Source organism: Mesorhizobium sp. W050 (genome assembly GCF_054719535.1).
Window position 1 is genome coordinate 377,244 of the sequence record NZ_JBTTIH010000001.1, and the last position, 26,270, is coordinate 403,513.

21 protein-coding genes and 1 tRNA gene are annotated in these 26,270 nt (G+C 62.9%); 6 read left to right on the forward strand and 16 right to left on the reverse strand.

From position 1 onward, the window contains the following. Positions 1–89: 89 nt before the first annotated feature. Complete coding sequence (locus ACYG9Y_RS01775; RefSeq protein WP_023691763.1) at positions 90–1,313, reverse strand: lytic murein transglycosylase; 1,224 nt, start codon at positions 1,311–1,313, stop codon at positions 90–92. Between the two features lie 207 nt (positions 1,314–1,520). Between ACYG9Y_RS01775 and galU the strand changes: the two genes are divergently transcribed. Further along, positions 1,521–2,426 (forward strand): UTP--glucose-1-phosphate uridylyltransferase GalU, encoded by a 906-nt coding sequence (galU, locus tag ACYG9Y_RS01780; RefSeq protein ID WP_023671956.1) that lies wholly within the window; start codon positions 1,521–1,523, stop codon positions 2,424–2,426. Here galU and ACYG9Y_RS01785 read toward each other — a convergent pair whose 3' ends face one another. Then, positions 2,427–4,211: an outer membrane beta-barrel protein gene (locus ACYG9Y_RS01785; RefSeq protein WP_460223098.1), complete on the reverse strand. Its 1,785-nt coding sequence runs from the start codon at positions 4,209–4,211 to the stop codon at positions 2,427–2,429. A gap of 150 nt (positions 4,212–4,361) precedes the next feature. Here ACYG9Y_RS01785 and ACYG9Y_RS01790 point away from each other — a divergent pair, with 150 nt between their 5' ends. Next, positions 4,362–5,357: a KpsF/GutQ family sugar-phosphate isomerase gene (locus ACYG9Y_RS01790; protein ID WP_023683246.1), complete on the forward strand. Its 996-nt coding sequence runs from the start codon at positions 4,362–4,364 to the stop codon at positions 5,355–5,357. Positions 5,358–5,444: 87 nt separating this feature from the next. Here ACYG9Y_RS01790 and ACYG9Y_RS01795 read toward each other — a convergent pair whose 3' ends face one another. The 12 genes from ACYG9Y_RS01795 to ACYG9Y_RS01850 form a co-directional block, all read right to left on the reverse strand. Further along, positions 5,445–5,909 (reverse strand): NfeD family protein, encoded by a 465-nt coding sequence (locus ACYG9Y_RS01795; RefSeq protein WP_023671953.1) that lies wholly within the window; start codon positions 5,907–5,909, stop codon positions 5,445–5,447. A 35-nt stretch (positions 5,910–5,944) separates the two neighbouring features. Then, positions 5,945–6,895 carry an SPFH domain-containing protein gene (locus ACYG9Y_RS01800; protein ID WP_023671952.1) on the reverse strand — a complete coding sequence of 317 codons (951 nt, stop codon included), beginning with the start codon at positions 6,893–6,895 and terminating at the stop codon, positions 5,945–5,947. 158 nt (positions 6,896–7,053) lie between these two features. Next, positions 7,054–8,118 carry a ferrochelatase gene (gene hemH, locus ACYG9Y_RS01805; RefSeq protein ID WP_023735036.1) on the reverse strand — a complete coding sequence of 355 codons (1,065 nt, stop codon included), beginning with the start codon at positions 8,116–8,118 and terminating at the stop codon, positions 7,054–7,056. Positions 8,119–8,274: 156 nt separating this feature from the next. Continuing rightward, positions 8,275–10,302: a bifunctional metallophosphatase/5'-nucleotidase gene (locus ACYG9Y_RS01810; protein ID WP_023737644.1), complete on the reverse strand. Its 2,028-nt coding sequence runs from the start codon at positions 10,300–10,302 to the stop codon at positions 8,275–8,277. A gap of 197 nt (positions 10,303–10,499) precedes the next feature. Further along, a complete protein-coding gene (locus ACYG9Y_RS01815; protein ID WP_023735034.1) occupies positions 10,500–10,877 on the reverse strand; it encodes a hypothetical protein in 378 nt (125 codons plus the stop codon). 187 nt (positions 10,878–11,064) lie between these two features. Next, complete coding sequence (locus ACYG9Y_RS01820) at positions 11,065–12,510, reverse strand: homospermidine synthase (RefSeq protein ID WP_023737645.1); 1,446 nt, start codon at positions 12,508–12,510, stop codon at positions 11,065–11,067. Positions 12,511–12,637: 127 nt separating this feature from the next. Continuing rightward, a complete protein-coding gene (locus tag ACYG9Y_RS01825; protein WP_023737646.1) occupies positions 12,638–13,876 on the reverse strand; it encodes a hypothetical protein in 1,239 nt (412 codons plus the stop codon). Between the two features lie 2 nt (positions 13,877–13,878). After that, positions 13,879–14,802, reverse strand: coding sequence for a heme-dependent oxidative N-demethylase family protein (locus ACYG9Y_RS01830; protein ID WP_023737647.1), 924 nt, complete (start codon positions 14,800–14,802; stop codon positions 13,879–13,881). 52 nt (positions 14,803–14,854) lie between these two features. Further along, the gene (locus tag ACYG9Y_RS01835; RefSeq protein WP_031253204.1) at positions 14,855–15,517 is read right to left on the reverse strand and encodes an aminotransferase class IV family protein; all 663 of its coding nucleotides are present in this window, start codon (positions 15,515–15,517) and stop codon (positions 14,855–14,857) included. Further along, positions 15,466–16,611 carry an aminodeoxychorismate synthase component I gene (locus ACYG9Y_RS01840; protein WP_023737649.1) on the reverse strand — a complete coding sequence of 382 codons (1,146 nt, stop codon included), beginning with the start codon at positions 16,609–16,611 and terminating at the stop codon, positions 15,466–15,468. Before ACYG9Y_RS01840 ends, ACYG9Y_RS01835 begins: the two co-directional genes overlap by 52 nt. A gap of 163 nt (positions 16,612–16,774) precedes the next feature. Beyond that, positions 16,775–17,491: an NADH:quinone oxidoreductase gene (locus tag ACYG9Y_RS01845; protein ID WP_023737650.1), complete on the reverse strand. Its 717-nt coding sequence runs from the start codon at positions 17,489–17,491 to the stop codon at positions 16,775–16,777. Between the two features lie 412 nt (positions 17,492–17,903). Then, entirely contained in the window at positions 17,904–19,742 is a 1,839-nt protein-coding gene (locus tag ACYG9Y_RS01850) for a M3 family oligoendopeptidase (protein WP_023737651.1), read from the reverse strand. Between the two features lie 146 nt (positions 19,743–19,888). Between ACYG9Y_RS01850 and ACYG9Y_RS01855 the strand changes: the two genes are divergently transcribed. The 3 genes from ACYG9Y_RS01855 (at position 19,889) to ACYG9Y_RS01865 (ending at position 23,832) form a co-directional block, all read left to right on the forward strand. Beyond that, complete coding sequence (locus tag ACYG9Y_RS01855) at positions 19,889–21,427, forward strand: sigma-54-dependent transcriptional regulator (protein ID WP_023686396.1); 1,539 nt, start codon at positions 19,889–19,891, stop codon at positions 21,425–21,427. 389 nt (positions 21,428–21,816) lie between these two features. Further along, positions 21,817–23,643: a DUF882 domain-containing protein gene (locus ACYG9Y_RS01860; protein ID WP_023686395.1), complete on the forward strand. Its 1,827-nt coding sequence runs from the start codon at positions 21,817–21,819 to the stop codon at positions 23,641–23,643. A gap of 115 nt (positions 23,644–23,758) precedes the next feature. After that, positions 23,759–23,832: transfer RNA gene (locus ACYG9Y_RS01865), tRNA-Gln, on the forward strand. A 137-nt stretch (positions 23,833–23,969) separates the two neighbouring features. Here ACYG9Y_RS01865 and ACYG9Y_RS01870 read toward each other — a convergent pair. Then, on the reverse strand, positions 23,970–24,608 hold the full coding sequence (locus ACYG9Y_RS01870; RefSeq protein WP_023671938.1) for a 2-dehydro-3-deoxy-phosphogluconate aldolase: 639 nt from the start codon (positions 24,606–24,608) through the stop codon (positions 23,970–23,972). A 174-nt stretch (positions 24,609–24,782) separates the two neighbouring features. Here ACYG9Y_RS01870 and trhO point away from each other — a divergent pair, with 174 nt between their 5' ends. After that, positions 24,783–25,709 carry an oxygen-dependent tRNA uridine(34) hydroxylase TrhO gene (trhO, locus tag ACYG9Y_RS01875; protein ID WP_023737652.1) on the forward strand — a complete coding sequence of 309 codons (927 nt, stop codon included), beginning with the start codon at positions 24,783–24,785 and terminating at the stop codon, positions 25,707–25,709. A gap of 23 nt (positions 25,710–25,732) precedes the next feature. On the opposite strand, the gene ACYG9Y_RS01880 is transcribed toward trhO, so the two are convergent. Next, positions 25,733–26,089 (reverse strand): YybH family protein, encoded by a 357-nt coding sequence (locus ACYG9Y_RS01880; protein WP_023737653.1) that lies wholly within the window; start codon positions 26,087–26,089, stop codon positions 25,733–25,735. Positions 26,090–26,270: the final 181 nt, after the last annotated feature.

Consider the following 26,270-nt stretch of genomic DNA (forward strand, 5'->3'; position numbering starts at 1 on the left):
CCCTTGGTGCATGGCCCTCGCAGGCGATCATGCACAGACCGATGCTACGGCATCCCTTGCGTCGCAAATGCAAGCTGCCGTCGCTGGCTCTATTTCTTTCTGAGCCATTTGAGCACTTCCATGCTCGGATACCCGTCCTGGGTCAAGCCGACCGTTGCCTGATAGGTCATGATGGCGGTTTTCGTGCCGTCACCGATCTTGCCGTCGAACTTGCCGTCGTAAAGTCCGTGCTGCGAAAGCCGCTTCTGCAACTCCTGCCTTTCCTCGAAGGACAGTTTGGTGAAAGGCCGCTTCCAGTCCTGCACCAGACCATTAGAACCGGCGATTTCGTCGGCAAGAAGGCCGACGGCCAGGGCATATTTGTCGGCGTTGTTGTAGGCCTTGATGACGGAGAAGTTCTTGATCATCAGGAAGGCCGGTCCGCCGCGGCCGTCCGGCACTTTCAGGGTCGCCTTGTCGGTTGCGTTCTTGAACGGCTTGCCATTGGCCCTGGCGACGCCGAGCGCCTGCCACTGCGCCAATGTCTTCGAGCCGGCCGGCAGTTTGCCCGCCGGAATGGTGACCTCGTAGCCCCAGGTCTTGCCGCCCTGCCAGCCATTCTTCTTCAGCAGATTGGCTGATGTCGCCAACGCATCGGGGATCGAATTCCAGATGTCGCGCTTGCCGTTGCCGTCCATGTCGACGGCATAATGCTGGTAGCTGGTCGGGATGAACTGGGTCTGGCCCATGGCGCCGGCCCAGGAGCCCATCAGGTGGCTTTCGTCGATGTCGCCGGTCTGCAGGATTTTCAGCGCGGCGACCAATTGGGTGCGGGCGAATTTCGAACGCTTCGGGTCGCCATAGGCGAGGGTTGCCAGCGAGCGGATGACATTGCGCATGATGTCGTCGCGCTTGAGGATCTCGCCATAATTCGATTCCATCGACCAGATGGCGAGCAGGATGTAGCGGTCGACGCCGAACCTCGCCTCGATCCGTTCCAGCCACGGCTTCCATTTTTTGGCCATCTGCTGGCCGACGGCAACGGACTGGTCGTGGACGCGGTTGTCGAAATAGTCCCAGGCAGGTGCGGTGAATTCGGGCTGGGTGCGTGCCTTTTCCAGCACCACCGGGTCGGGCTCATTGATGCCCCGGAACGCTCGGTCGTAGACCCCGCCGGAAACGCCGCCCGCCACGGCCGTGGCGCGGAATCCGGCGACCCATTGCCGAAAACCGGCATCGGCGAAGGCCGGTCCGGCCGGCATCAGCAAGGCGAGCGAGAGGCTGGCCGCCGTCAGCACGCTGGTAAAGAGTTTTGCGGCACTGCGAACGGACATATTTTCCCCTTTCTCTATCTCAGGAAAGACCATTCATCGCCGAACCGGGTTAGCAATTGGTTTACCATAGGCGGCGCCTGGAACGAAAAGACACCTGGATGCTTTACCGGTTGATGTTTCCCTCAATGGCCCGATAATCCACAATTCCGGCGCGAAAATGTCGCGAGGCGGGATTGCCGGGCACGCCCTCAAACGGATAATTGACGCATGAAGCGAGTTCGCAAGGCAGTTTTCCCGGTCGCCGGTCTCGGCACACGGTTTCTCCCGGCTACCAAGGCCATTCCCAAGGAGATGCTGACCGTCGTCGACCGGCCGGTCATCCAGTATGTCGTCGATGAGGCGCGCGAGGCCGGCATCGAACATTTCATCTTCGTCACCGGCCGCAACAAGGCGGTCATAGAAGACCATTTCGATATCCAGTTCGAGCTCTATGATACGCTGGCACAGCGCGGCAAGGACGATCAGCTGGCCCGCTTGCAGCGGCTGCAGCCGGCGCCGGGGCAGACCTCGTTCACCCGCCAGCAGGTGCCGATGGGGCTCGGCCACGCCGTCTGGTGCGCCCGCGAACTGGTCGGCGACGAACCCTTCGCGCTGTTGCTGCCCGACATGATCATGCAGTCGGAGAAGAGCTGCACGAAGGCCATGGTCGAGCTCTACGAGGAGACGGGCAACAACATCATCGCCGTGCAGGAATGCGATCCGGCCGAAACCCACAAATATGGCATTGTCGGCCGGGGCGAGGACACGCATCACGGCTTCCGCATCACCGAGATGGTCGAAAAGCCGAAGACCGGCACCGCGCCGTCCAATCTCTACATCAACGGCCGCTACATCCTGCAGCCCGAGATTTTCAAGATCCTGGAAAGCCAGGAAAAGGGCGCCGGCAACGAGATCCAGCTCACCGACGCGATGCTGAAGCTGGAAAAGCAGCAGCCCTTCTTTGGCTACCACTTTCAGGGCCGCACCTTCGATTGCGGCTCGCCGGAAGGCTTCGTCGAGGCCAATGTCGCTTTCGCGCTGTGGCGCAGCGACATGAACGAGAACATGGCCGGCGTCATCCGCACGCTGCTCGATGAGATGAAGCCGTCCGAGCGTCGCGGCGCTGCTTTTTAGCTACCGCTGCAGCTTCAGCCCCAAATAGATGCTGTTGGCGGTGTAGTTGCGCCCGGGCAGATTGCTGGTCAGCTTTTCGGTGCGGGCGCGGCTGGTGAGGCCGACATAGCGGTTCAGCCACCAGGTCAGCCCGGCCTCTGCACTCAGCGTCATGTCATGGCCGTCGGAGCCGGTGTAATTGCGCCAGTCGAGCCCAAGGGCTGCGTTGCCGGTCAGGTCGGCGCGGATCTGCCGCTCGCCGGTGAGGCGGCCGGAATAGAGGATGTCGCCGCTCTCACCGGCATTCGTCGTGCCTTCGACCGTGGTTCGCCCGGTGAGGCCGATGATGGTGCCGCGCTCGGGCGACCATTTGAGGTCGGCATTGATGGTGGCTCCCGAAATCGCCTCCAGGTTCTTGTCGTCGATCGCTTCCCGCAGCCAGCCGGCCGAGAACTCACCTTTGAGCTTCTCGCCCATGTCGACTTCGATACCGGCGCGTGCGCCAAGCCGGGTCGAAGAGCGCTCGAAGCCCTTGTTGTCGATCCGTTGGTCATATACCCGGCGGCCGAGCTCAATCTCGGCAAAGGGCGTCAGAGCCGGGGAAATTTCATAGCCAGTCCGCAACGTTGCGGTGTAGAGCGTGTTGTCCTGGTCCTTCTGCGACAGCGAGGTGCCATCGGTAAGTTCGGCATCGCCATAGATGTCGTGGGTGACTGCGCCGGTCAGCGCAAAGCGCATCTTGCCAACGTCCTTCTCGACGCCGAGGCTGCCGTCGACCGTCTGGCGGATCGGCTGCGATTTGACGCCGGCAATGGCGTCGGGCGCGGAGGCCGATTCCGGCGCAATCTCGTAGCCGAGCTTGGCGATGGCGCGCAGTTCATTGTCGAGGTCGACATTGTACGTGCCTTGGATACGGCCGCGTGCCTCATTGATCTTCTGGCCCGAAATGGTGTTGCGGAAATTGCCGTAGCCGTCGATGACCGCCGAATTCTCGCGCCAATCGGAGGCGGCGGAGAAACGCAGCGCCGTTTCGGACAGCACCGCCGACTTGCCGCCAGCGCTGGAATCGGCGTTCGACGTGACGGCAACGCCCTGCTCGAGCGTCGGCCGCAGCAGGAACGAGCCGACCTTGATGCCGGTTGCCGCGTACGGGTCGTCCTCGAGCTTCTTCTTCTGGCCCTCGATGGCGTTGGTGCGCTCGGCGCCGGGGTCGAGCTTTCGTCGGTCGACGCCGTCGACGGTGAGGACACGGCGGTTAGCTGTGTCCTGATCGGCGTCGCCTGCCGCAGTGCCGTCCGGGGTCGTTCCGGTGGTGGTCTGGTCCGTGGCTTTGCCAGGCTTCTTCTTGTCGGCAGCCTTGGTTTTGTCCTTGGCCTTGTCTGCATCCGCGGCGGCGCGTTGCTTTGCCGTCGACAGACGGCGTGGCTGGACGGTTGGCGGCTTGTCGGCGAACGAATTGTCGATGGTCGCCGGCGGGTCGAAAATGCTGTTTGCGCCGGCCTGTGACGGGTCGGTGTCGTCAGGCAAGGCGCCATCGCTGGCCGGCACATAGGCGGTTGGCGTGTTTCCCGTGGGGGCGGTGTCGGCAGGGGCGGGCTTGACCTGCGTGTTGGCCTTGCTCAATTGCCTGGCCCGGCGCTGCTGGTCGGACAGGATCGCCGATTCCGAAACTTCACCGCGCAGCTCCGTCTCCTGGGCATGAAGCGCAGTTGGCCGCAGCAAAGCGAGCACGCTCGTCGCCAGAAGCAGAGCGCAAAAGGCTCTGCCCGTTCGACCTTTTTTCTCTTGAGGCTGGGCCCGCGACATCGTCACCACTGCTTGCGCGGCGCAAGCGCGCCATACTTACCGAACCGTAAACGGGGATGGTTAACGGAGGGTTGAAGGGCGGCCTGTCGGACATGGCTGGACGGCAATTCTGTTGGACAGGCGAACGGCAAAGCGCTAATCGCATCAGCCATGCATGCGGGATCCCAAGAAAAGAAGCCTTTGGAGGCTTCGATCGCCTCGGCGCTGAGAACGGTAGCCACGGAACAGGCCGGCGTGGCGGCATTGGCCGCCGCGCTGGAGAACGAACTGGCCGAACCTTTCGCCCGCGCCGTCGACATGGTGTCGCGCATCAATGGCCGCGTCATAGTCACCGGCGTCGGCAAAAGCGGCCATATCGGCACTAAGATCGCGGCTAGTCTGGCTTCGACCGGCACGCCTGCCTTCTTCGTCCATCCGGCGGAGGCCAATCATGGCGACCTTGGCATGATCGCCAGAGACGATGCCATCATCGCCATGTCATGGTCCGGCGAGAGCAAAGAATTGATGGGCATCGTCGCCTATTCCAGGCGCTTCTCGATCCCGCTGATTGCGATTACCGCGGGCGCGGCCTCGGCGCTGGCGCGCGCGGCCGACGTGGTGGTGCTCCTGCCGTCCGCGCCGGAAGCCTGCCCGCACGGTCTGGCGCCGACGACATCGACCCTGCTGCAACTGGTGGTCGGCGATGCGCTGGCCATAGCGCTGCTCGAAGCGCGCGGCTTCACGCCCGACCATTTCCGCACGTTCCACCCCGGCGGCCAGCTCGGCGCCAATCTCACGCAGATCCACGAGATCATGCATGTCGGCGAAAGGCTGCCGCTGGTGGCTTCCGGCACGGGCATGCGCGAGGCGATCCTCGAATTGTCGAACAAGGGCTTCGGCTGCGTGGCGATCGCGACGGCGGATGGCGCGTTGGTGGGCATCATCACCGATGGCGACATCAGGCGTCACATCGGCAGCAATCTCATGGAAATGAGCGTCGATCAGGTGATGACGAAAAAGCCGAAGACGGCCACACCGGACACGCTGGTGGCGACGGCGCTGCAGATTATCAACAATTCGGCCATTACGAGCCTGATGGTGGTCGAAGGCAGGCGGCTCGTGGGACTGGTTCATCTGCACGACCTGCTGCGCATCGGCGCCGCCTGAAAAAATCAAAGGACGCGTCGCGTTCGGGAAGCCCTAGGCGACGCGGCCTGATTTTCCGGATCGAAAGCGCCATGCGCTTTCGAAATGTCAAACTGCCTCGACGGTCAGTTCCAGATCGGTGTCGGCCGAACTGACGACGCGCACCTGCGTGCCGGCCGGCAGGTCGGGACCGGAGACGCGCCACAGTGTGTCGCCGAGTTTGATGCGGCCGCGACCGTCCTTGATCGGCTCGGCCAGCGTTGCCATCCTGCCGACCAACTGCGCGCCGCGCCGGTTGAGCAGCGGCTGGTCGCTAGGGGTATTACGCCCACCAACCAGCTTCTTTCCGGCAAAGGCCGAGACCAGCGACAGGGCCAGGAAGGCGAGGACCTGGACTTCCCAGGCCCAGAAGCTTGCGTCCCAGACGAGCAGGGAAATCACACCGATCACCAATGCGGCGATGCCGATCCACAGCATGAATATTCCTGGCGCGATGACCTCCATCACCAGGAGGACGAAGCCCAGAACCATCCAGTTCCACGGACCAAGTTCGGAAATGATGCGGTCGAACATGGGAGTGCGCTCCTGATCTCAGTGCTCAGCTAGCCTCAATTCTCGCTTGGGCGAACCACCGGAGGGCGGGCGGCCTGCCTGGCGGCGCCGGCGGTGCCTTCGCTGCGGAACACCTCCCTGGCGATCTCGCTTATGCCGCCGAGCGTGCCGATCAGCGCCGAGGCTTCCATCGGCATCAGCACGACCTTGCTGTTGTTGGCGGTGCCGATCTTGCCCATCGCTTCGGTGTATTTGAGCGCCACGAAGTAGTTGAGTGCCTGCACGTCGCCCTTGGAGATGGCTTCCGATACAACCTGGGTGGCTCGCGCTTCGGCCTCGGCCGAGCGTTCGCGCGCCTCGGCGTCGCGGAAGGCGGCTTCCTTGCGGCCTTCGGCCTCGAGGATCTGCGACTGCTTGAGGCCTTCGGCGGCGAGGATCTGCGCACGCTTGTTACGTTCAGCCGTCATCTGACGACCCATCGATTCGATGAGGTTGGCCGGCGGATTGATATCCTTGATCTCGACGCGGGTGATCTTGATGCCCCACGGATGGGCCGCTTCGTCGACGACGCGCAGCAGGCGCTCGTTGATGGCGTCGCGGTTCGACAGCAATTCGTCGAGGTCCATCGAGCCCATGACGGTACGGATGTTGGTCATCGTCAAATTGAGAATGGCGTTCTCCAGGCCGGCGACCTGGTAGGCGGCCTGCGCCGCATTGAGGATCTGGTAGAAGGCGATGCCGTCGACGCCGACAATGGCGTTGTCGCGCGTGATGATTTCCTGGCTCGGAACGTCGAGCACCTGCTCCATCATGTTCATCTTGGCGCCGATTCGGTCGACGAACGGCACGATGAGGTTGAGGCCGGGGCTTAGTGTTTTGGTGTAACGACCAAAGCGCTCCACCGTATAATTATAGCCTTGCGGGATTGTCCGGATGCCTTTGATAAGAAGCACCAATACCAGAAAGGCAAGCGCACCAATCGCAATACCGAAACCACTGAAGTCCATTTGAATCTCCCTCAGATGCCGGCCATGGCGTTGATTCCATGCAACCGACTTCACCAAACACTTAGGTGTGTTTCAATAATGTTACAATCAGGTGATCGTTGATTATTAGTGCATGGAATAGCGCAACTGCGGCGATCGATCGCCGCAACGTGGCGGCCTCAGACCCAGCCCGACAGCTCGCGCCGCACCATCGCCTCGATCACCGCCATGCCTTCTGCACTGTCGTTGAGGCACGGGATGTGGGCGAATTTCTCGCCGCCGGCGTGATGGAAGGTCTCGGCCGCCTCGCGGCCGATTTCGTCCAGCGTCTCGATGCAGTCGACGGAAAAGCCTGGGTTGACGATGGCGATCGATTTCACGCCGTCCTTCGCCAGTTTCTCGACCGTCTTGTCGGTGTAGGGCTGCAGCCATTCCTGGGCGCCGAAGCGCGACTGGAAGGTGATGATCAGCTTCTTTTCATCCCACCCCAGTCGTTCACGCAACAGCCGTGTCGTCTTCTGGCAGTGGCAGTGATAGGGATCGCCCTTCTCGAAATAGGGCTTCGGGATGCCGTGATAGGAGGTGATGACCACCTCGGGCTCGAAGTCTAGCGTTGCCAGATGCCGTTCGATCGAATGGGCGAGCGCCTCGATGTAGACCGGCTCGTCATAGTAGGGCGGAACACTGCGCACGGCAGGCGCGCGGCGCATCTTCATCAAGGCGCGAAACAGCTGGTCGTTGGCGGTCGCGGTGGTGGTCGCGGAGTATTGCGGGTAGAGTGGGAACGACAGGATGCGGTCGCAGCCTTGCTCGACCAGCCTTTGCGCGACGCTCGCGGTCGAGGGGTTGCCGTAGCGCATCGCCCAGTCGACCACGACATCGGGTAGGTCGATGAGCGCTGCGGCCAGCTTTTCGCCCTGCGCCCGGGTGTAGGTGCGCAGCGGCGACTCGTTCCTCTCGCGGTTCCATATCCTGGCGTAATTGGCGCCGGACTTGTTCGGTCTCGTGGTCAGCACCAAGCCGTAGAGGATCGGATACCAGACGGCCTTGTTGAGCTCGATGACCCGCGGATCGGACAGGAATTCGCGGAGATAGCGCCACATCGGCTTGAAATCGGTGCCGTCCGGCGTGCCGAGATTGACCAGCATGACGCCGATCTTGCCTGCCTTTACCGGCGGATGTCCGGCCGGTAGCGGGTCGAGCGCTTTCGCGGCTTTGGGGTCGACAGGCGTGGAAAGCGTCATGAAGGTCTCCCGACACCGCGAAAACCGACGATGTCGGGCGAACCTAGCGATGCGGAGCAAGTTTTCAATGCTGCGTCTGGCCGCACCTTACCTTGAAAGCCAAAAACCCGTCCGGTTACCCGGACGGGTTTTGCTGGTCGTGAGTGCGAAGCGAGGTTACTTCGCCGGAATGGTCAAGGTCGCGCCGACAGGAAGCCGGCGTGGTTCGTAGCCTTTGTTGGCCTCGGAGATCACCTTCCACTTGGCGCCGTCGCCGTAGGCCTTCTTGGCGAGATCCCAATAGGTATCGCCGGCGACGATGACATGGCTGGCTTCGGCCGGGGCGGCGTCAGCCGGCTTTGCCGGAGCAGGTGCGGCTTCGGCCGGTTTTGCCGGTTCGGCCGGAGCCGGCGTTGCCGGGGCGGTTTCCGCCGGGACAGTCGGCGGCGTGGTGGTGATGTCGCCGGAGCCTGCCGGCAATGCGGGAATCGCCGGCTCCGCCGGTGCAGCCTCGGCCGGTTTTGCCGGTTCCGCTGGAGCAGGTGCCGGTTCGGCTGGTTTTGCCGGCTCGGCGGCCGGGGCAGCCGCTACGGTTGCGGCAACCTCGGTGATGCGGCCGTCGAGCTTGGGCGTGTAGGGCCGGTGCGCGGCGAGATAGTCGGCGACCACCTGTTCGAGGCCCGGGCCGTAATCATAGGCGTTCTTGGCCTTCTCGGCGAAGACCTTGTAGCCGTCGCCGCCCTGGCGGACGTAATTGTTGGTGGCGACCAGATAGTCCTTGTCCGGATTGATCGGCGCCCAGGCACCGTTCTGCATCACCTCGACCGACTTGACTCGGCCGGCATTGGGCGCGACCGACTTGTCGAAGGAGTATTTGAGACCTGCCACCTGCGGGAAGCGGCCGCCGCCGTCCTCGACCTGGCTGACGCCGTTTTCCAGCCCGGCAACCAGATCCTTTCCGGAAATCTGGAAGGTCGCCAGCGTGTTCTGGAACGGCAGCACGGTCAGCACCTCGCCCATGGTGACGGTGCCCTTGTCGATCGAAGCACGCAGGCCGCCGCCATTCGAGACGACGATCTCGACGCCCTGTCCCTTGACGCGGTCGAGGATGGCGTCGGAGACGAGGTTGCCCATCGCGCATTCCTTGGTGCGGCAGCTTTCGCGGCTGCCGTCGATGGCCTCGGTGGTCTCGGCCACTTCCTTGTTCTTCAGCGCCTCGATCGGCGCGCCGAGCTCCTTGATGCGGGCAAGAACGGCCGGATCGGGAGTGATCGACTTGTCGAGGAAGATCGGGTCGCCGCTGGCTTCCTTGACGTTGCCATTGTCGTCGAACACGACCTTGAATTCGCCGAGATATTTCGAATAGGACGCGGCCTGCACCACAGGCACCTTGGAGCCGTCGGGGTTGTCGACCATCGTCGGGTAGGGGCCTTCAGCCTTCGGGTCGGTGTTGGACAGAAGCGAATGGCTGTGGCCGCCGACCACCACATCGATGCCCAGGATCTTGGCGATGACATCGCGCTCGCGCCTGTAGCCGATATGGGTGACGGCAATGATCTTGTTGACGCCTTGCGCCTTCAGCTTCTCGACCTCGGCGGTGATCGACTTGACATCGTCGGCGATGGTGATGTTGGGGCCGGGAGAGGCGAGTTCCGGCGTGTCGTTGGTCACGGCGCCGACAATGCCGATCTTCTGGCCGCCGACCTCAAGCACAATCGACGGCTTGATCTTGCCTGCGGCGCCGGACTTGTCGTTGGGCACGACATTGGCGCTGACGATCGGGAACTTCGCCTTGTCGAGATAAGGCACCAGCGCGCTCTCGCCATCGTCGAATTCGTGGTTGCCGAGCGTCACCGCGTCGGACTTGATCTGATTGAGGAATTCCTCCTCCGCCGTGCCCTTGTAGGTGATGTAGAACAGCGATCCCTGAAAGCTGTCGCCGGCATTGAGCAGCAGCACGTTCTGGCCTTCGAGCTTCTTGCGCTCCTGTGCGATCGCGGTGACCAGCCGGCCGGCGCCGCCGATGCACTCACCCTTGGTCTCTTCCTCGGCCGAGCAGGTCGACTCGTATTTGTTGTTGCCTTCGATGCGGCTGTGCCAATCGTTGAAATGCAGGATGTTCAACGTGTAGTCGGCAAAGGATGGTGCGGCCGACAGGCCGAGTGTCGAGGCAGAGAGGGCGGCAATGGCGGCGAGCTTCTTCATCTTCGTCTCCCGGATATGATCAAAGGCGTTTAACGCTCTTGCCCGACTGCAGGATAACAGCCAGCATTTCGGGTATGTTCACATCGCGGTTGTGGCGATGCAAGAAGAATCAGGGCGGATAACCGGCATCGGTTTGCCGGCATAAAAAAGGCGGCGGCATCGCGCCGCCGCCATCCGCAAAGCCGCATGGGAAAGGTTCAGCCACGCCTGGTCAGCACGAAGTTCTGCCCGGCGGAGCTGGTGCAATTCAGCTGGTTTATGGACACCAGCAGGCAGTTGAAAGCGATTGGCTGCTGCCGGATCAGCGAGGTTCCGTTGATCTCGACCGAGGTGGCGCCGGTCTTGGTGTAGCTGCCGTCAGCGAATTTCTCACCGGTCTCCGCCGAAACGGTGGTGAAGACGCCGCCGTTCAATGTCGAGACCGCCTTGCCTTCGGCGTTCAGCCATGAGCCTTCGACGCCTCGCGCCTGCGCTGAGATCGGTGGCCCGTCGGAGCCGCCGGTGGTGCAGGCGGCAAGCATCGTCGCAAGAACGCCCGCCGCGCCCGCAGAAAGAATTTTGCGCGCAATCGTCATATCAAATCCTCTCCTGACGCATCGGCCCAATCGTCAAACGACGTTTTGGGGAACACGATGTGCGTGGCCTCAAGTTTCCAGAGCCGTCCCTCGTGCGTCCAAATGGATGCACACTGCTCTCGTCCGCATCCTTCAATCGCCCGATTTCCGGGCGATTGCAAGGCAGTGAGGCAGGGGTATGGAACCGCTATCGAACGAGGATGTTGCGGAATTGCCACGGGTCGCTTTTGTCGAGGTCTTCGGGAAACAGGCCCGGACGGTTATCGAGCGGCGTCCAGTCGGTGTAGTAGCCCTTGACCGGTCCGAGATACTGGGACTGCACTTCTAGGCAGCGCTTGTAGTCCATCTCGTCGGCCTCGACGATGCCGGCTTCCGGGTTTTCCAGCGCCCAGACCATGCCGGCGAGCACGGCCGAGGTGACCTGCATGCCGGTAGCGTTCTGGTAGGGCGCCAGCTTGCGGGCTTCGGCCAGCGACAGCTGCGAACCGTACCAGTAGGCGTTCTTGGCATGGCCGTAGAGCAGCACGCCAAGCTCGTCGACGCCGTCGACCAGCTCGTTTTCGTCGAGCACATGGTGGACCGGCTGCGGCTTGCCGGCAGCGCCGAACATTTCGTGGAGTGACAACACGGCGTCGTTGCAGGGGTGATAGGCATAGTGGCAGGTCGGGCGGTATTGGACCTTGCCCTTCTTACCGCGCACGGTGAAGAAGTCGGCGATCGAGATCGCCTCATTATGCGTCACCAGGAAACCGTATTGCGCGCCCGGCGTCGGGCACCAGGAGCGCACGCGGGTGTTGGCGCCGGGCTGTTCGAGATAGATCGCAGCCTTGGAGCCATGCTTGTGCTCCTTGCCGTTCTTCGGCATCCATCTCTCATGCGTGCCCCAGCCGAGCTCGGCCGGCTGCAGCCCTTCCGAGATGAAACCTTCGACCGACCAGGTGTTCCAGAACACGTTCATCGGCTTCGGCTTCTTGGTGCGCTGGGTGTCGCGCTCGGCGATGTGGATGCCCTTGACGCCGGCCTTCTTCATCAGCTTCGCCCAGCCGTCACGGTCGTCCTGCGCGGGTTCGGAAAACTCGAGGCCGAGGTCGCCGGCAAGGTTCAGCAGCGCCTGCTTGACGAACCACGAGACCATGCCCGGATTGGCGCCACAGGTCGAAACCGCGGTAGCGCCGCCGGGCTTGTCGTGCTTCTCCTTGATCAAGGCTTCGCGCAGCGCGTAGTTGGTGCGGCTGGCATTGTCGGCCTTGGCGTCGAAATAGAAGCCGAGCCACGGCTCGACGACGGTGTCGATGTAGAGCACGCCGAGCTTGCGGCAGAGCCGCATCAGGTCGACCGAGCCGGTATCGACCGACAGATTGATGCAAAAGCCCTGGCCGCCACCATTGGTCAAAAGCGGCGTCAGCAGTTTCTTGTAGTTTTTCTCGGTCACGTGCTCCTGGACGAAGGCGATGCCGCGCTCGTCGAGCAGCTTGCGGTCGGTGTCGAGCGGGTCGATGACCGTCATGCGCGACTTGTCGAATTTGAAATGGCGCTTGATCAGAGGCAGCGTTCCCCGTCCGATCGAACCAAAGCCGATCATCACGACAGGGCCGGTGATTTCACCGTAAACGGGCCAGTTTTCATTCGCCATTTTATCGAGCACTCCTTCAAGCAACGCGCCAAAACGGCCGTTCGACCGCCGCGCGACAAACCATAGATCATTGTCACAATAAAGCGAAAAGCAGGGATAAGGTTAGTTCCCGGCCGCGCAGATACGCCTACGGTTCGAGCAGTTTCGCGAATTCCGGTGTGAACAGCGCTTGTGCTTCGGAGACCGGCATTTCAACGAGATCGCCGCCGCAAGCCTGGATGACGTTGGGCAAACCTTGCAGGCCGAAGACCAGAACCTGCCTGTCGCCATCGCGCTTCAGGCTGGCGCCGAGAAAGTCGCCGATCAAATCGTCGATGCCGCATTCGGCCTCGTAATCCACCTCGGTCTGGTCGCTGGGCTTCTTGCGCTTCTCTTTGACGAAGGTGGCCAGCGAGGGGCCTGGCTTGCCGTCGACCGTATCGGAAAACATGTCCTGAAGGGTAAGCAAGGCGCCACGGCGCACGTCCATGACATAGGCGTCGGAATAGTTGTTCGGATGCGCACCGCCGCAATAGAGGCTGCCGGATTCGGACCAACTCATCAGCTTCGGCGTCAATGACGTAACTTTGAACGTCGAGTCTTCATAGCCGCCAAGCGAATCGTCATCCATGCCCTCCATCGGTGGTCCATCGTGGAAGCCGGCGTATTGCAGCGCCGCGCACGTCAAGGCGCTGAGGCTGTCATGCCAATGGCGGTTCTGCAGCAAGGCATTGGCGGCTTCGATCGGCGCGCCGCCGGCGAGATCGACGATGCGCGGCCTGGCGAATTTGGTGCGTGGATCGGTGACATAGTTGTAGGCTGCATCCGGCCAACCTTCCTTGGCGTCTGCCTCGGGCGCGAAATCCAGCTTGAGATAGTCGTAGGGCGATGCCGCCATGGTGATCGGCGCATCGTCACCCGAGAATGTCATGTCGGTGAAATCATAGAGATCGCGTGGCGTCGTCGCCGGCGTCTCCGTCTGGGCACGGCTGGCGATCCTTGTCAGCTTCAGCGGCAGGGTCTTTTTGGCCGTCCAGGTGCCTTCCAGCGTCTTGCCATTGTCGGCGGAACTCAATCGCCAGACGGCGCCGATGGGTGGAGCCTGGCCGTCGCCGCACTTCTTGGCATCGCAGGCTTCTTCCTCGGCCAATTGAAAGGTGGCGCCCTTGCTCGACTTCGCCTGCAGAGGAATATCGACGCCCTTGGAGCGGTAGAAATAGCGGCCCGCCAGTGCCTCTCCAGCCGTCGCCGGATCACCGGTAAACTCGACGACGATGTCGATGTTGCCGAGCTTCCCCGCATAGGTCACCGGTTCCGCATGCGCTGTTGCCGGCAACGCCAGCAATGCACCGAGCAGGACGGCTAGCTTCAGAACATGTCGGATCATCGTCACTCCTGAGCCATGGTTTGCAGGCGTTGCACCAGCCGGTCACGGTCTGATGTCATCCCCTTATAGTCGAGTTGAGCCTCATCCAGCGCCTGCAATTGCGCCGCGAAAGAGGCGGCAAGCGTTGCCCGGTCGGGATGCCGCGCCAGCACTTTCAGCGGGTCGAGATGGATGCGGATGGTGAACAGGATGTCGCGCGACAGAGGCAGTTTGCGCAGCGTCTGGCGCTCGACGCGGATGAAGGCGTGGGCGTTGACGTCGCCGTCGGGAAATCGCGAGGGGCGGTTGGTGGCACGGTCGATGCGCTCGACATTGGAGAGCGGATGATAGAGCGCGTCGCCGGCCTGGATCGACCAGTTGAAGCGTTCGACGGCCTGACCCTGCAGGCCGTCGAACATGCGGTTGATGAGCTCGGCCGGCCTGGTGCCCGGACCGAAGCCCGGCACCGGTGCGTGGATCTGCTGCAGCGGCCGGCCGAATTTTTCGACCAGCGACCAGGATGACGGGAAACACAGCGAGCCGGCGGCGAGCCGCCAGCCGGTGTCGTCACGGCGCATCAGGATCAGGTCTTCCTGAACGAGCAGCGACGCTGCGACCAGCGGGGCATCGGGGAAGGTGGCGTCAGAGTCGGCTTTGGCGCCAATGACCTCAACCCCGGCATTGGTGCGCCGGTACATCCCGGGAAATGTCGACAGCAGATGTGCTTCGATGAGGCCGCCCACTTCGCGCTGGGCGTCGCGCGTGCCGTCTTCCTCGACAAACACCTTGTCGGGAATTTCGGCATACAGCCGGCGCTTTTCGGCGAGATGGTCGAAGAGATACCGGTCGACCTCGATCCACTTGTCGAGTTCGAGCGGCTTCAGCCCGATGGTGAAGAGCTTTGAGGAGCCATCATAGGGCGTGTGCGTGGGCTGACGAGAATTCATGCTTCGCTAGAAAGTGTCCAATGCCGGCGGTTATTCTCGCAGCCGCTTCGTATCAGGCCAATGTTGCCGGGATCAAGCCGCGCAGAGAATTGCCGACGAACAGTGTTTTGGCGGATTTCAACTCGTCATAGCTGTAGATCGCCTCCTGGGCGCGGCCTTCGTCCAGCAACTCGGCGCGCAATACGCCAGGCAGCAGGCCGCAGTCGAGCCTGGGTGTCATCAGCATGCCATCACCGAAATCGGCGAAGACGTTGGTGATGGTGCCTTCGCAGATTTCACTGCGCTCATTTGCGAGCAACACTTCGTCGGCCTGGGTGATCAGATATTCGGAGCGGGCGTGAGTGTAGACTTGCCGCCGGCCGGTCTTGTGGCGCAGCAGCGTGTCGGTGGAGGAGAGCCGGACCCGCGCCAGTCGCAGCCGCCAGACCTTGTCGGCGGCGAGTGGCTCGTAAGGCTGAACAGAAGCCGTCACCTCGCCATTGCGCTGCAGGACGAGCCGGGTGCGCAGCGCCGTCTGCTGCGCCCCGATAGTATTCGCCAGCACCTCGCCGATCCGCTGCGGATCGCAGGCAAAGCCGAGTTCTTCCGCCGAGCCGTAAAGGCGTGCGAGATGGCGTTCGAAGCGCAGAAAGCCCTGGCCGGGCTCCCAGCGCATCGTCTCGATCAGCTCGAAATCGGCGGTGTCCCCGTCGCGAAGCGCGCCTTCAGCAGACACTCCTGATACTCCCCTTGCGCCGTCGAATCGAAGACGACGCCGCCGCCGACATTGTAAACGGCCTCGCCACTGGAAAAGAGCGATATGGTGCGGATCGCCACCGAAAAGCGCATCATGCCGCCAGGCGCGATCCAGCCGATGGCGCCGCAATAGACGTCGCGCGGTGTCTCTTCCAGCTCGTGCAGGATTTCCATGGCGCGGATTTTCGGTGCGCCGGTAATCGAGCCACAGGGAAACAGCGCGCCAAAGATTTGGCGGATGCCGAGATCAGGCAGAAGCTTCGCCCGCACACGGCTCACCATCTGATGGACGGTCGGGTAGCTCTCGATGCGGAACAGTTCCGGGACTTCCAGCGTGCCGACCTCGCTGATCAGCGAGATGTCATTGCGCAGGAGATCGACGATCATCCGGTTCTCGGCCTGGTTCTTTTCGTCGCTGCGCAAGAAGGACTTCAACCGCGCGTCCTCGGCCTTGGTCGCGCCGCGCGGTGCGGTGCCCTTCATCGGATGGGTTTCGATCATGCCTAAGGCATTGATCTCGAAGAACAGCTCGGGCGAACGCGATAAGACGATGGGATCGCCGAGCGAAATCAGTGCGCCATACTTGACCGGCTGGCGTCCTGTCAGTGCGTCGAAGGCAGCAACCGGATCGCCCGACCATTGGGCACGGACCGGAAAGGTCAGGTTGCCTTGGTAGCAGTCGCCCTTGCGGATGTGGTCGTGAAGGCGCGCGAAGCGTTTGGCGTAATCCTGAGCGGACCAACTGGCCCTGGCGTCGAAGATGGGGCCATTGGTGGCCGGCGCATCGTTGCGCGGCATCGCCTCTTCGACCGGAGCATCGAAGACACCCAGACAAACCAGTGGCGCGCGCCGGCCTTCAGGCAGCAGCGGCACGAGTTTCGGTTCGAGCAGATAGCCCGCTTCGTAGGAGAAATAGCCGGCCAGCCATTTGCCGGCATCGCTCGCCGCCTGCGCAGCCGCCAGCGCCGGCAGAAAATCCTTGGCATCATAGGCAATGATGATGTCGGCCGGGTGGTCGAAGACCAACTGACGGCCGCTTTCATCGTTGCGGAAAATGGCAGAGGGCAGGGGCATGGGGCTCGGGTACTGCGGTCGATGACGCCAGAACCGCTCTATATGGGGGCCGGGCGGCGTGCAATCGAGGGAGCGGCGTCGCAGGGCGCAAAGACAGTGGCGAATGCAAAAACAAAGACGGCGCCCGAAAGCGCCGCCTTCTGGTTATGTTGCCGATGACGGATCAGCTGTTGTTGGCGGTCCCGGCGCTCGGGAATTGGCGTGCGAACTCCTTTTCGTCGCCGGTGGCAAGCAGCTTGGCCTGCTCGACCCACTTTTCGCGGGCGATGCGGCCGTCGAAATTCAGCGTGTCCTCGATGCGCTTGACGTCGGCCGCGGTCCAGCCGGCGATCTGCGCGTAGGTCGTGACGCCAAGGCCCTTGAGCAGTTTGTCGTTGACCGGGCCGATACCGATCAGGCGGCGCAGATTATCGGCCTTCCCAGCTGCCGGGGCGGCCTTCTTCGGGACGGCAGCGGGCTTTGAAGCAGCGGCTTTGGGCGCGGCCTTGGCGGCGGCAGGTTTGCTGGCCGCTGGTTTTGCGGCCGCGGATTTGGCCGCAGCTGGTTTGGCCGCGGCGGGTTTGGCGGGGGCCGGTTTCGCGGCCGGGGCGGACTTGGCCTTTGCCGGTTTCGATACCAGCGCCGCCGGCGCCGAACTTGAAGGCTTGGCGGATGGAGCCGATGTTTCACGCAGCCGGCGTTCGAGATCGGCGCGGGTCTTGCCGCAGGCGTCGAGTTCGCCAGTCAGGCGATCGGCGTCGGCGCGCAGTCTGTCACGCTCGCTGCGGGTGCGGTCGAGATCGCCGCGCAGGCTGTCGAGTTCGCCGCGCAGCCGGCCCCAGATAAACCAGCCAACCAACACACCTACAAGGAACGCCAGGACAATGTAAAAGAAGGTCATCGTCTCTCTCCAGTCGGATCCGTCCGCCGCCGTCCCAAGTCATGACCTTGGCAGATCGGATCATCCAATGTGGTTCGGCGGCTCAGGGAACAGCCGGTCTGTCGTCGAGTGTCGGCGTTCGGCTTTCCGCCCATTGCCAACCGTCGCTGTCGCATTCGTCAGACCGCTGCCATGGGCCGGGATGCTGTCCGGCCTTAAGCCGCGCGCCCGGCTGAGCTTCAGTCGGAAAGCTATCATACGGCTTCGGGAAAGCTAACGGAATTTTCGCCGGAGAGTTATTCAAGAACAGATATTTAGAACAAGAACAGAGCTGCCGTCACATGCATTCCGGCTAAACTGTTCTGCGATTCTGCAAAGTCGAGGCCGCTCCTGAACCTGCCACTCTGCGCCATCGGTCCAATGGGTGCGCGCATTAACTGTCGAGCGCTTCCAACTCGTCGATCAGGCCGCCGATCACGCCAAGCCCGATCTGCCAGAAGGCGGGGTCGGTGGCGTCGAGGCCGAAGGGGGCGAGAAGTTCGGAGTGATGCTTGGTGCCACCAGCGCGCAGCATCTCGAAATACTTGTCCTGGAAGCCATGCTCGGCGTTCTGGTAGACCGCGTAGAGCGAGTTCACCAGGCAGTCGCCAAAGGCATAGGCGTAGACGTAGAAGGGGGAGTGGACGAAGTGCGGGATGTAGGTCCAGAAGACCTCATAGCCCTCGCGCAGCTTGATCGCCGGCCCCAGGCTTTCGGCCTGCACCTCGAGCCAGAACTGGCCGAGCTTGTCGGAGGTCAGTTCGCCGTTCTTGCGCTCTGCATGCACTTTGCGCTCGAACTCGTAGAAGGCGATCTGGCGCACGACCGTGTTGATCATGTCCTCGACCTTCTGGGCGAGCATCGCCTTGCGCTCGCGCTTGTCGGTGGTCTGGTCGAGCAGCGAACGGAAGGTCAGCATCTCGCCGAATACTGAGGCCGTCTCGGCCAAAGTCAGCGGCGTCGAAGCCATCAGGGCGCCCTGGCCGCCGGCCAGCACCTGATGCACGCCGTGGCCGAGTTCATGCGCCAGCGTCATCACATCGCGCGGCTTGCCCATGTAGTTGAGCAGCACGTAAGGGTGCGCCGAAGGCACGGTCGGATGGGCGAAGGCGCCGGGCGACTTGCCGGGCCTGACCGGCGCGTCGATCCAGTTGCGGTCGAAGAAGACGCGGGCGATCTCCGCCATATCGGGGGAAAAGCGCTGATAGGCCGACAGCACGGTGTTCCTGGCGTCGTCCCAAGGGATCACGGCCTGCGGCGTTTCGGGCAAGGGGGCGTTGCGGTCCCAGTGGTTCATCACCTCCATGCCGAGCCAGCGCGCCTTCAGCGCGTAGTAGCGATGAGACAGGCGCGGATAGGCCTCGCGCACGGCCGACGCCAGCGCATCGACCACGCTGCGCTCGACGCGGTTGGCGAGATGGCGTGAATCGGCGATGTCCTCGAAGCCGCGCCAGCGGTCGGAAATCTCCTTGTCCTTGGCCAGCGTGTTGGTGATCAGCGTGAAGGTGCGCAGGCTCTTGCGGAAGGTTGCGGCCAGCGCTTCGGAGGCGCGGCGGCGGACCTCCCCATCGGCGTCCTGCAGGCGGTTCAGCGCCGGCTCCAGCGTCAGTTCCTCGCCGTCTATGTCGAAGCGCAGATCGGTCATCGTCTCGTCGAACAGCCGGTTCCAGGCACCGCGTCCGGTGATCGATTTCTCATGGAACAGCTGCTCGACCCGGTCCTCGAGCTGGTAGGGCTTGTCCATTCTGAGGTCGAGCACCCAGGGGCGGTAATGGGCAAAGCCGGCGTCGGCGGCGAGGGCTGCTTCGAGCGCCTTGTCGTCGATCAGGTTCAGCTCCAGCGCGAAGAACAGAAGATGCGCGCTGGCGTCGGTCATCTTCTCCTGGATGTCGCCATAGAGCTTTGCGCGCTGCGGATCGGCGGTGTTGCCGGCATAGATCAGGCCGGCATAGGAGACGATGCGGCCGATCAGTTCCTCCAGCGCCTCATAGGCTGTCAGCGCCTCGCCAAGCCTGCCGGCGCTGCCGCGCTCGGCCTCCGCAGCCAGCGTGCCCTTCCAGCGGTTCTCGAAGGCGACGGCATCGGCCGCCGCCTTGGCAAGGTCGCGCTTCAGTTCGGGCGCCTCCATGCCGGAATAAAGATCGGCGAGATTCCATTCCGGCAGGTCGCCGAGTTCCGCCGCGCCCTGACCGGACGCTACCGCCGCAAGCTGCCGACCGAGAATCCTGCTCATCAACAATTACCTTCTGGAATCAAGGGGAAAGGACAAGCCGGTCAAATCCTAAGGAATTCGTTCACCGGGTTTTTTGAAACCTTGTTTAGAACCCTGTGCCAAGATGATCCATGGGAATTTCCCAAGGCGGGCAACTCAAATCAGTCATGACAGGTTCCATTCTTATAGTCGATGACGATCCCGTGCAGCGCCGGCTGCTCGAGGCGGCGGTGACGAAATTCGGCCACAGCGCCATCGTTGCCGATGGCGGCGAGGCCGGTCTGAGCGCGCTTGACGGACCCAATGCGAGGGATATTTCGGCAGTCATCCTCGACCTTGTCATGCCGGGCCTCGACGGCATCGGCGTGCTGAAGGCGATGCGCGAGCGCGGCATCACTGTTCCCGTCATCGTGCAGACTGCGCAGGGCGGCATCGAAACGGTGGTTTCGGCGATGCGCCACGGCGCCTTCGATTTTGTCGTCAAGCCGGCGTCTCCCGACCGGCTGCAGACCGCGATCGGCAACGCGCTCAAGGTCGAGGCGGTCGAGGACGAGGTCAAGCGCACGTCGCGGCGTCGCGGCGGCCACCTGACCTTCAAGGACATGATCACGCACAGCCCGGCGATGGACCGGGTGATCCGCCTCGGCCAGAAGGCTGCGGCCTCCAACATCCCGATCCTGATCGAGGGCGAATCAGGCGTCGGCAAGGAATTGGTGGCGCGCGCCATCCAGGGCAGCGGCGAACGCCGCACAAAACCGTTCGTCACCGTCAATTGCGGCGCCATCCCCGACAATCTGGTCGAATCGATCCTGTTCGGTCACGAAAAAGGCTCGTTCACCGGCGCCACCGAAAAGCACACCGGCAAGTTCGTCGAGGCGCATTCGGGCACGCTGTTCCTGGATGAGATCGGCGACCTGCCGCTCGACGTGCAGGTCAAGCTGTTGCGCGCCGTGCAGGATGGCGAGGTCGATCCGGTCGGTGGCCGTTCCACCGTCAGGGTCGACATCAGGCTGATCTCGGCCACGCACCGCAACCTTCTGCAGCAGGTCAAGGACGGCAAGTTTCGCGAGGACCTGTTCTACCGGCTCAACGTTTACCCGATCGTCGTGCCGCCGCTGCGCGACCGCCGCGACGACATCCCCTATCTGGTCAAGCATTTCATGGACAAGGTGGCGCCGGCGGGCAATCGCCTGCACGGCATCTCGGATGCCGCACTGGCCATGCTGCAGGCCTATGATTGGCCGGGAAACATCAGGCAGCTGGAAAACGCCGTGTTCAGGGCCTCGGTGCTTGCCGAAGGCGATGTGCTCACGACTGACGAATTTCCGCAGATCCGGGCGCAGGTCGACGGCACCGTCAATCTCGACGCCGATGCGTCCTTGTCGGACCCCGGCATGGCCTTGAGCACCGGATCGCAAGGCGATGGCGCGCAGACTGATGACGCCGGTACGGCAGCTGCCGAGCTCGCCCCTCCGGCCAGGTTGCTTCAGCGTTTCGGCACATTGAGGGCGCTGGACGAGCGTGGCAATGTGCGTGCGCTGGCCGATGTCGAACTCGAAATGATCAAGCTCGCCATCGACCATTACAACGGCCAGATGAGCGAGGTCGCACGGCGTCTCGGCATCGGCCGCTCGACGCTCTACCGCAAGCTCAAGGAATACGGCATCGACCCGGAAACCGGCCGCCTCGACCGCCTTGCCTCCTGAACGCCGAATTCCACAGCTTGCCAACGCAACGCCGGGACCAGCTTGCCATGCCACATCCGGCGCTGCATAAGGGGTTGGGGCGGGAATATGGCTGATGCGACGCCGTTGTTCACGCATTAAGGCCAGCGGTAACAGATCGTGTAGCGGGAAAAGGCTGAATCTTGATCTAAACCAGCAGTTTACCAAGAAATCCTGTGTATTATTTTTGACGGGATATCGCCACGGTGTTACCGCATTTCGGCTTCAATAAGCGATGATTAACCATTAGGATCGATATTCGGATGTGAGAACCACGCATCCGTTTGGACAAATCCGGGGACAAACGGCAGCCTGCAAGGCCTTTTGATTTGAACAAAGTCGAACGACACAGAAACGGGCGGCGCGATCACATGGGCGTCTGGCCGAGATGGCTGGCAGCGTTGATCGTTGCGTTCGCTTTCCTCGCCGCAACTGCTGCCGGCGCTAGCGCTGAAACGCGCTCGCTCAAGCTCTATCACCTCCACACGCACGAAAAGGCCGAGATCGTCTACAAGCGCAATGGCCGCTACGATCCGGCAGGCCTCAGGAAGATCAACATCATCCTGCGCGACTGGCGTCGCAACGAACCGACCAAGATGGATCCGCGCCTGCTCGATCTGGTGTGGGAAGCTTACCGGCAGGCCGGCGCCACCGACTACATCCAGGTCGTTTGCGGCTATCGCTCGCCGTCGACCAATTCGATGCTGCGCAGCCGCAGCCGCGGTGTCGCCAAGGAAAGCCAGCATATGCTGGGCAAGGCGATGGACTTCTACATTCCGGGTGTGCCGCTGAAAAAGCTGCGCAACATCGGCCTGAAGATGCAGGGCGGCGGCGTCGGCTACTATCCGTCGTCGGGTTCGCCCTTCGTCCACATGGACGTCGGCAATGTGCGGCATTGGCCAGGCATCAGCCGCCAGGAACTGGTCAGCCTGTTCCCCAATGGCAAGACGCTGCATGTGCCGAGCGACGGCAGGCCGTTGCCGGGTTATGACCAAGCGCTCGCCTCCTACAAGGCACGCAAGGGCGCCGGTTCTCCTGCCATCATGATGGCCAGCGCAGGCGGCAGCACCAAGAAATCCGGTGGCTTCCTGTCCGCGTTCTTTGGCGGTGGCGGTGAAGACGAAGCCGACGACAGCGCCGATGTCGCTACCGCCGCGCCGCCGCCGAGAAGCGTGAAGCCGGTGCTGGCTGCCACGAGCAACAACAACAGCAATCTGCCTGGCATCGCGATCGTGTCGCCGCAGAACGCCAAGCGCGCCAACATTCCGCAGCTTGCCGACGACAGCGCTGACGATGCGGAGCCGCAGGACACGCCGGAGACGATCATCGCCGCGCTGCCCGCCAAGGAAGTGCCGCTGCCCGCTTTCGCACCGCGGCCGAAGGCCGATGTCGGCGCGCAACAACCTGAGACCGTGCCGTTCGGCGTGGCCGATGCCACCACCGAACAGACGGTGGCGACGGCGCAGGCGCCGGCCAATGTGCCGTTCGGAACGGCCGATGCGAGCAATGCCGACCAGGGGGCCGATCAAGCTGCCGCTCCGGCGCAGGTCGCGGTCAACGTCCCGTTGCCGACCTGGCGTCCCGACCGCTCTTCGCCGCCGGCTGAGCTTGCGCCGCAGGACAAGGGCGTTCTGCTGGCGCTGGCCGATACGGCTGCCCACAAGCAGACCGCAACCGACGCGTTCTCGGTGCTGCCGTCGCAGCGTCCGGACGAGGTCAAGGCGGTTCTCGAACAGGCCAGCGCCGCCGATACAGCCGGTGCTACCGACGACTATCAGGTTGCGTCGCTTGAGCCGCGCTCTGCGTTCAACGATCCGTCAGGTGTCGATGCCGCATCGCCGCGCGGCGCTATTGCTGCCCGTCCCGCCGGTACCGATCCAGCCTCGGTGATCGGCGCCGGCGTCAAGACGACACGCAAGGAAGCCAGGGCTTCGGCCCGCGACCTGAAGCCAGGACCGAAGGCAGTGGTGGTGGCGGCCGAACCGCAGGCGGCCCGCTGGGCGCTGAGCAGCGGCGACAACATCGCCACCGTTTCCAGCCCGACGACAGCGCCGCGCTATGCCTACAACATCGTGCATACGCCGCCGAGCGAGGTCTACACCGCAGGCTTCCAGGCGGACAACCAGATGGCCGATGCCAACCGCTTCACCGGCAATGCCGTGAAATTCCTTTCGGTCGCCCGCTTCCAGACGAAGTAAGAGCTCGACGGGGTAAACATCGAAGCCGCGCTGGGCAACCCGCGCGGCTTTTTGCTGTTGGCGAATCTCCAGCGCTGGCTTCTAGCGTCCCGGAATGCTAACCACCAGCCTGCATTCCCGCTTCGTCTAATGGTAGGACAGCGCCCTTTGAAGGCGTGAATCGAGGTTCGAGCCCTTGAGCGGGAACCAAAATCTCAACGCGTAGCAAACCCGGTCGGCGCAGCTGGCGGGTTTTTGTGCCGAGTGCAATTCCGGGAACACTGTGATTTTCCCGGGAAAGCGCGGAGCGCTTCCCTTGGGATTGCGCAAAGATAAAGTAGCGGAGGTTATTTTCCGAGCTTGCTCGCGCTCTGTGCGAGCGCCTCGATCTCATCCCACTTGCCGGCCTTGACCAACTCGTCCGGCGCCACCCACGAGCCGCCGACGCAGATAACGTTGGACAGGCTGAGATAGTCGGCGGCGTTCTTGGCCGAGATGCCGCCGGTCGGGCAGAATTTCACGTCGGCCAGCGGCGAGGCAAAGGCCTTCAGCGAGGCGATGCCGCCGGATTGTTCGGCCGGGAAGAATTTCAGGAACCGCAGGCCGGCCTCGCGGGCAGCCATGATCTCGCCGGGCGTGATGGCGCCGGGCAGCAAGGGAACGTCGCTGTCCTTGGCCGCCGCCAGCAACTCGCGCGTGATGCCGGGGCTGACGATGAACTTCGAGCCAGCCGCCGCTGCCTGGTCGAACTGCTTGGCATCGAGAATTGTGCCGGCGCCGACAATGGCGCCCTCGACCTCACCGGCCACGCGGCGGATCGCTTCCAGCGCATCGGCGGTTCTCAACGTGATCTCGATCGCCGGCAGGCCGCCGGCGGCCAGCGCCCGGGCGAGCGGGACGGCGTCCGCGACATTGGCGATCTTCAGCACCGGAATGACCGGCTGGCCATTGAGCAGCGACAGGAGCTTTTCGGTCTTGCTGGGCATTGGCTTTTCTCTCCCTGGGTGATTTCAACCGATTAGCAGAAGGCCGATTCCGAGTCCACGAAACCCGGCCTGCCGCGATGTCACATGTCGGCCAACGAGCCTGCGGGCGAATACCGACGAAGTGTCTTTAGCTCTGCCTTGAATCCGCTTTGACCACGGTCTAGTGGCTTGGCGATGACCAACCATGAACCCCTGCGCGTCGCCGCGCTCTACAAATTTGCGAGGCTGGGCGACTTCGACGCGCTGCGGGTCTTGCGCACGCCGCTTGCCGCCTTCTGCTGCGGGCGCGGCATCAAGGGCACGCTGCTTCTGGCGCAGGAGGGCATTAACGGCACGGTCGCCGGCAGCGAAGCCGACATAGCCGACCTGATCGCTTATCTCGAGGCCATCGAGGGTCTTGCCGATCTCGAGGTCAAATACAGCACTGCCGCCGAAATGCCGTTCCATCGCATGAAGGTGCGGCTGAAGCGCGAGATCGTCACCATGGGCGTCGAAGACCTCGACCCGGCGACGGGTGCGGGGACCTATGTCGCGCCGGCCGACTGGAACGCGCTGATCTCGGACCCCGGCACCATCGTCATCGACACACGCAACGCGTACGAAGTGTCGATCGGGACGTTCGAGGGCGCGGTGGACCCGCGCACGTCGAGCTTTCGCGAATTCCCGGCCTGGGTGGAAAAACACCGCGACCAACTCGACGGCCGCAAGGTTGCGATGTTCTGCACCGGCGGCATCCGCTGCGAAAAGGCGACGGCCTATGTGAAGTCGCTCGGCTTCGAGGATGTGTTCCATCTCAAGGGCGGCATCCTCAGATATCTTGAAGAGGTGCCGGCCGAAGACAGCCTGTGGCAGGGCGAGTGTTTCGTCTTCGACGAGCGGGTCTCGGTGTCGCATGGGTTGACCGAAGGCGAGGCCGAACTCTGCCGCGCCTGCCGGCATCCGCTGACGCCGGAGAACCGGCTGTCGCCGCATTTTTCCACCGGCGTGTCATGCCCGCATTGCTACGAGGCACGCTCGGATGAGGATCGCACCCGCTATGCCGAGCGCCAGCGCCAGGTCGAACTTGCGCAGGCGCAGGGCAGGGGACATATCGGCAGTTAAGTGCCGCCGACGCCCTGACTGGATCACCACACGACAGAATAGCGGTCGATCACCCACAGCCATGTGCCGTCGGCCTGCCGGCGCGCGACCTCTGAGGTTATCGAGCCGTCGGCAAGCCTGGTCGACCCGAGGTCGCCGTTAATGGCCGCCGGGCGCTGCTCGCCGCGCTGGAATTTTCGCCAGCTCGCGGCAAAGGCTTCGAACAAAGCGCGGATCGCCTCATGGCCACGCGTCAATTCGGCTGCTCCGGTGTCGATGACGGCATCGGGTTCGAACAGCGCTACCATGCCCTCAATGTCTCCCGCCCATTGCCGATCAATTAGCAGGCGCTCCAGATCCTGGGGATCTCGTGCTTGGTCGCGGTCTGGCTGATCGGTCACGGCAAAACTCCTCCCTCGCCGACGTTGCGGCGACACTAACCGAAGCCGAGGCGGGTTTCGACACATCGAATTTGATTTGCGGCATTGCCGGCGCCGATAGCAAAGCGCCGGTCCGTCATTGTAATGTCAACAATCGGGACCTACGTCTGCAACGTCCAAAACCTGCCCGTCCACGTTGGCG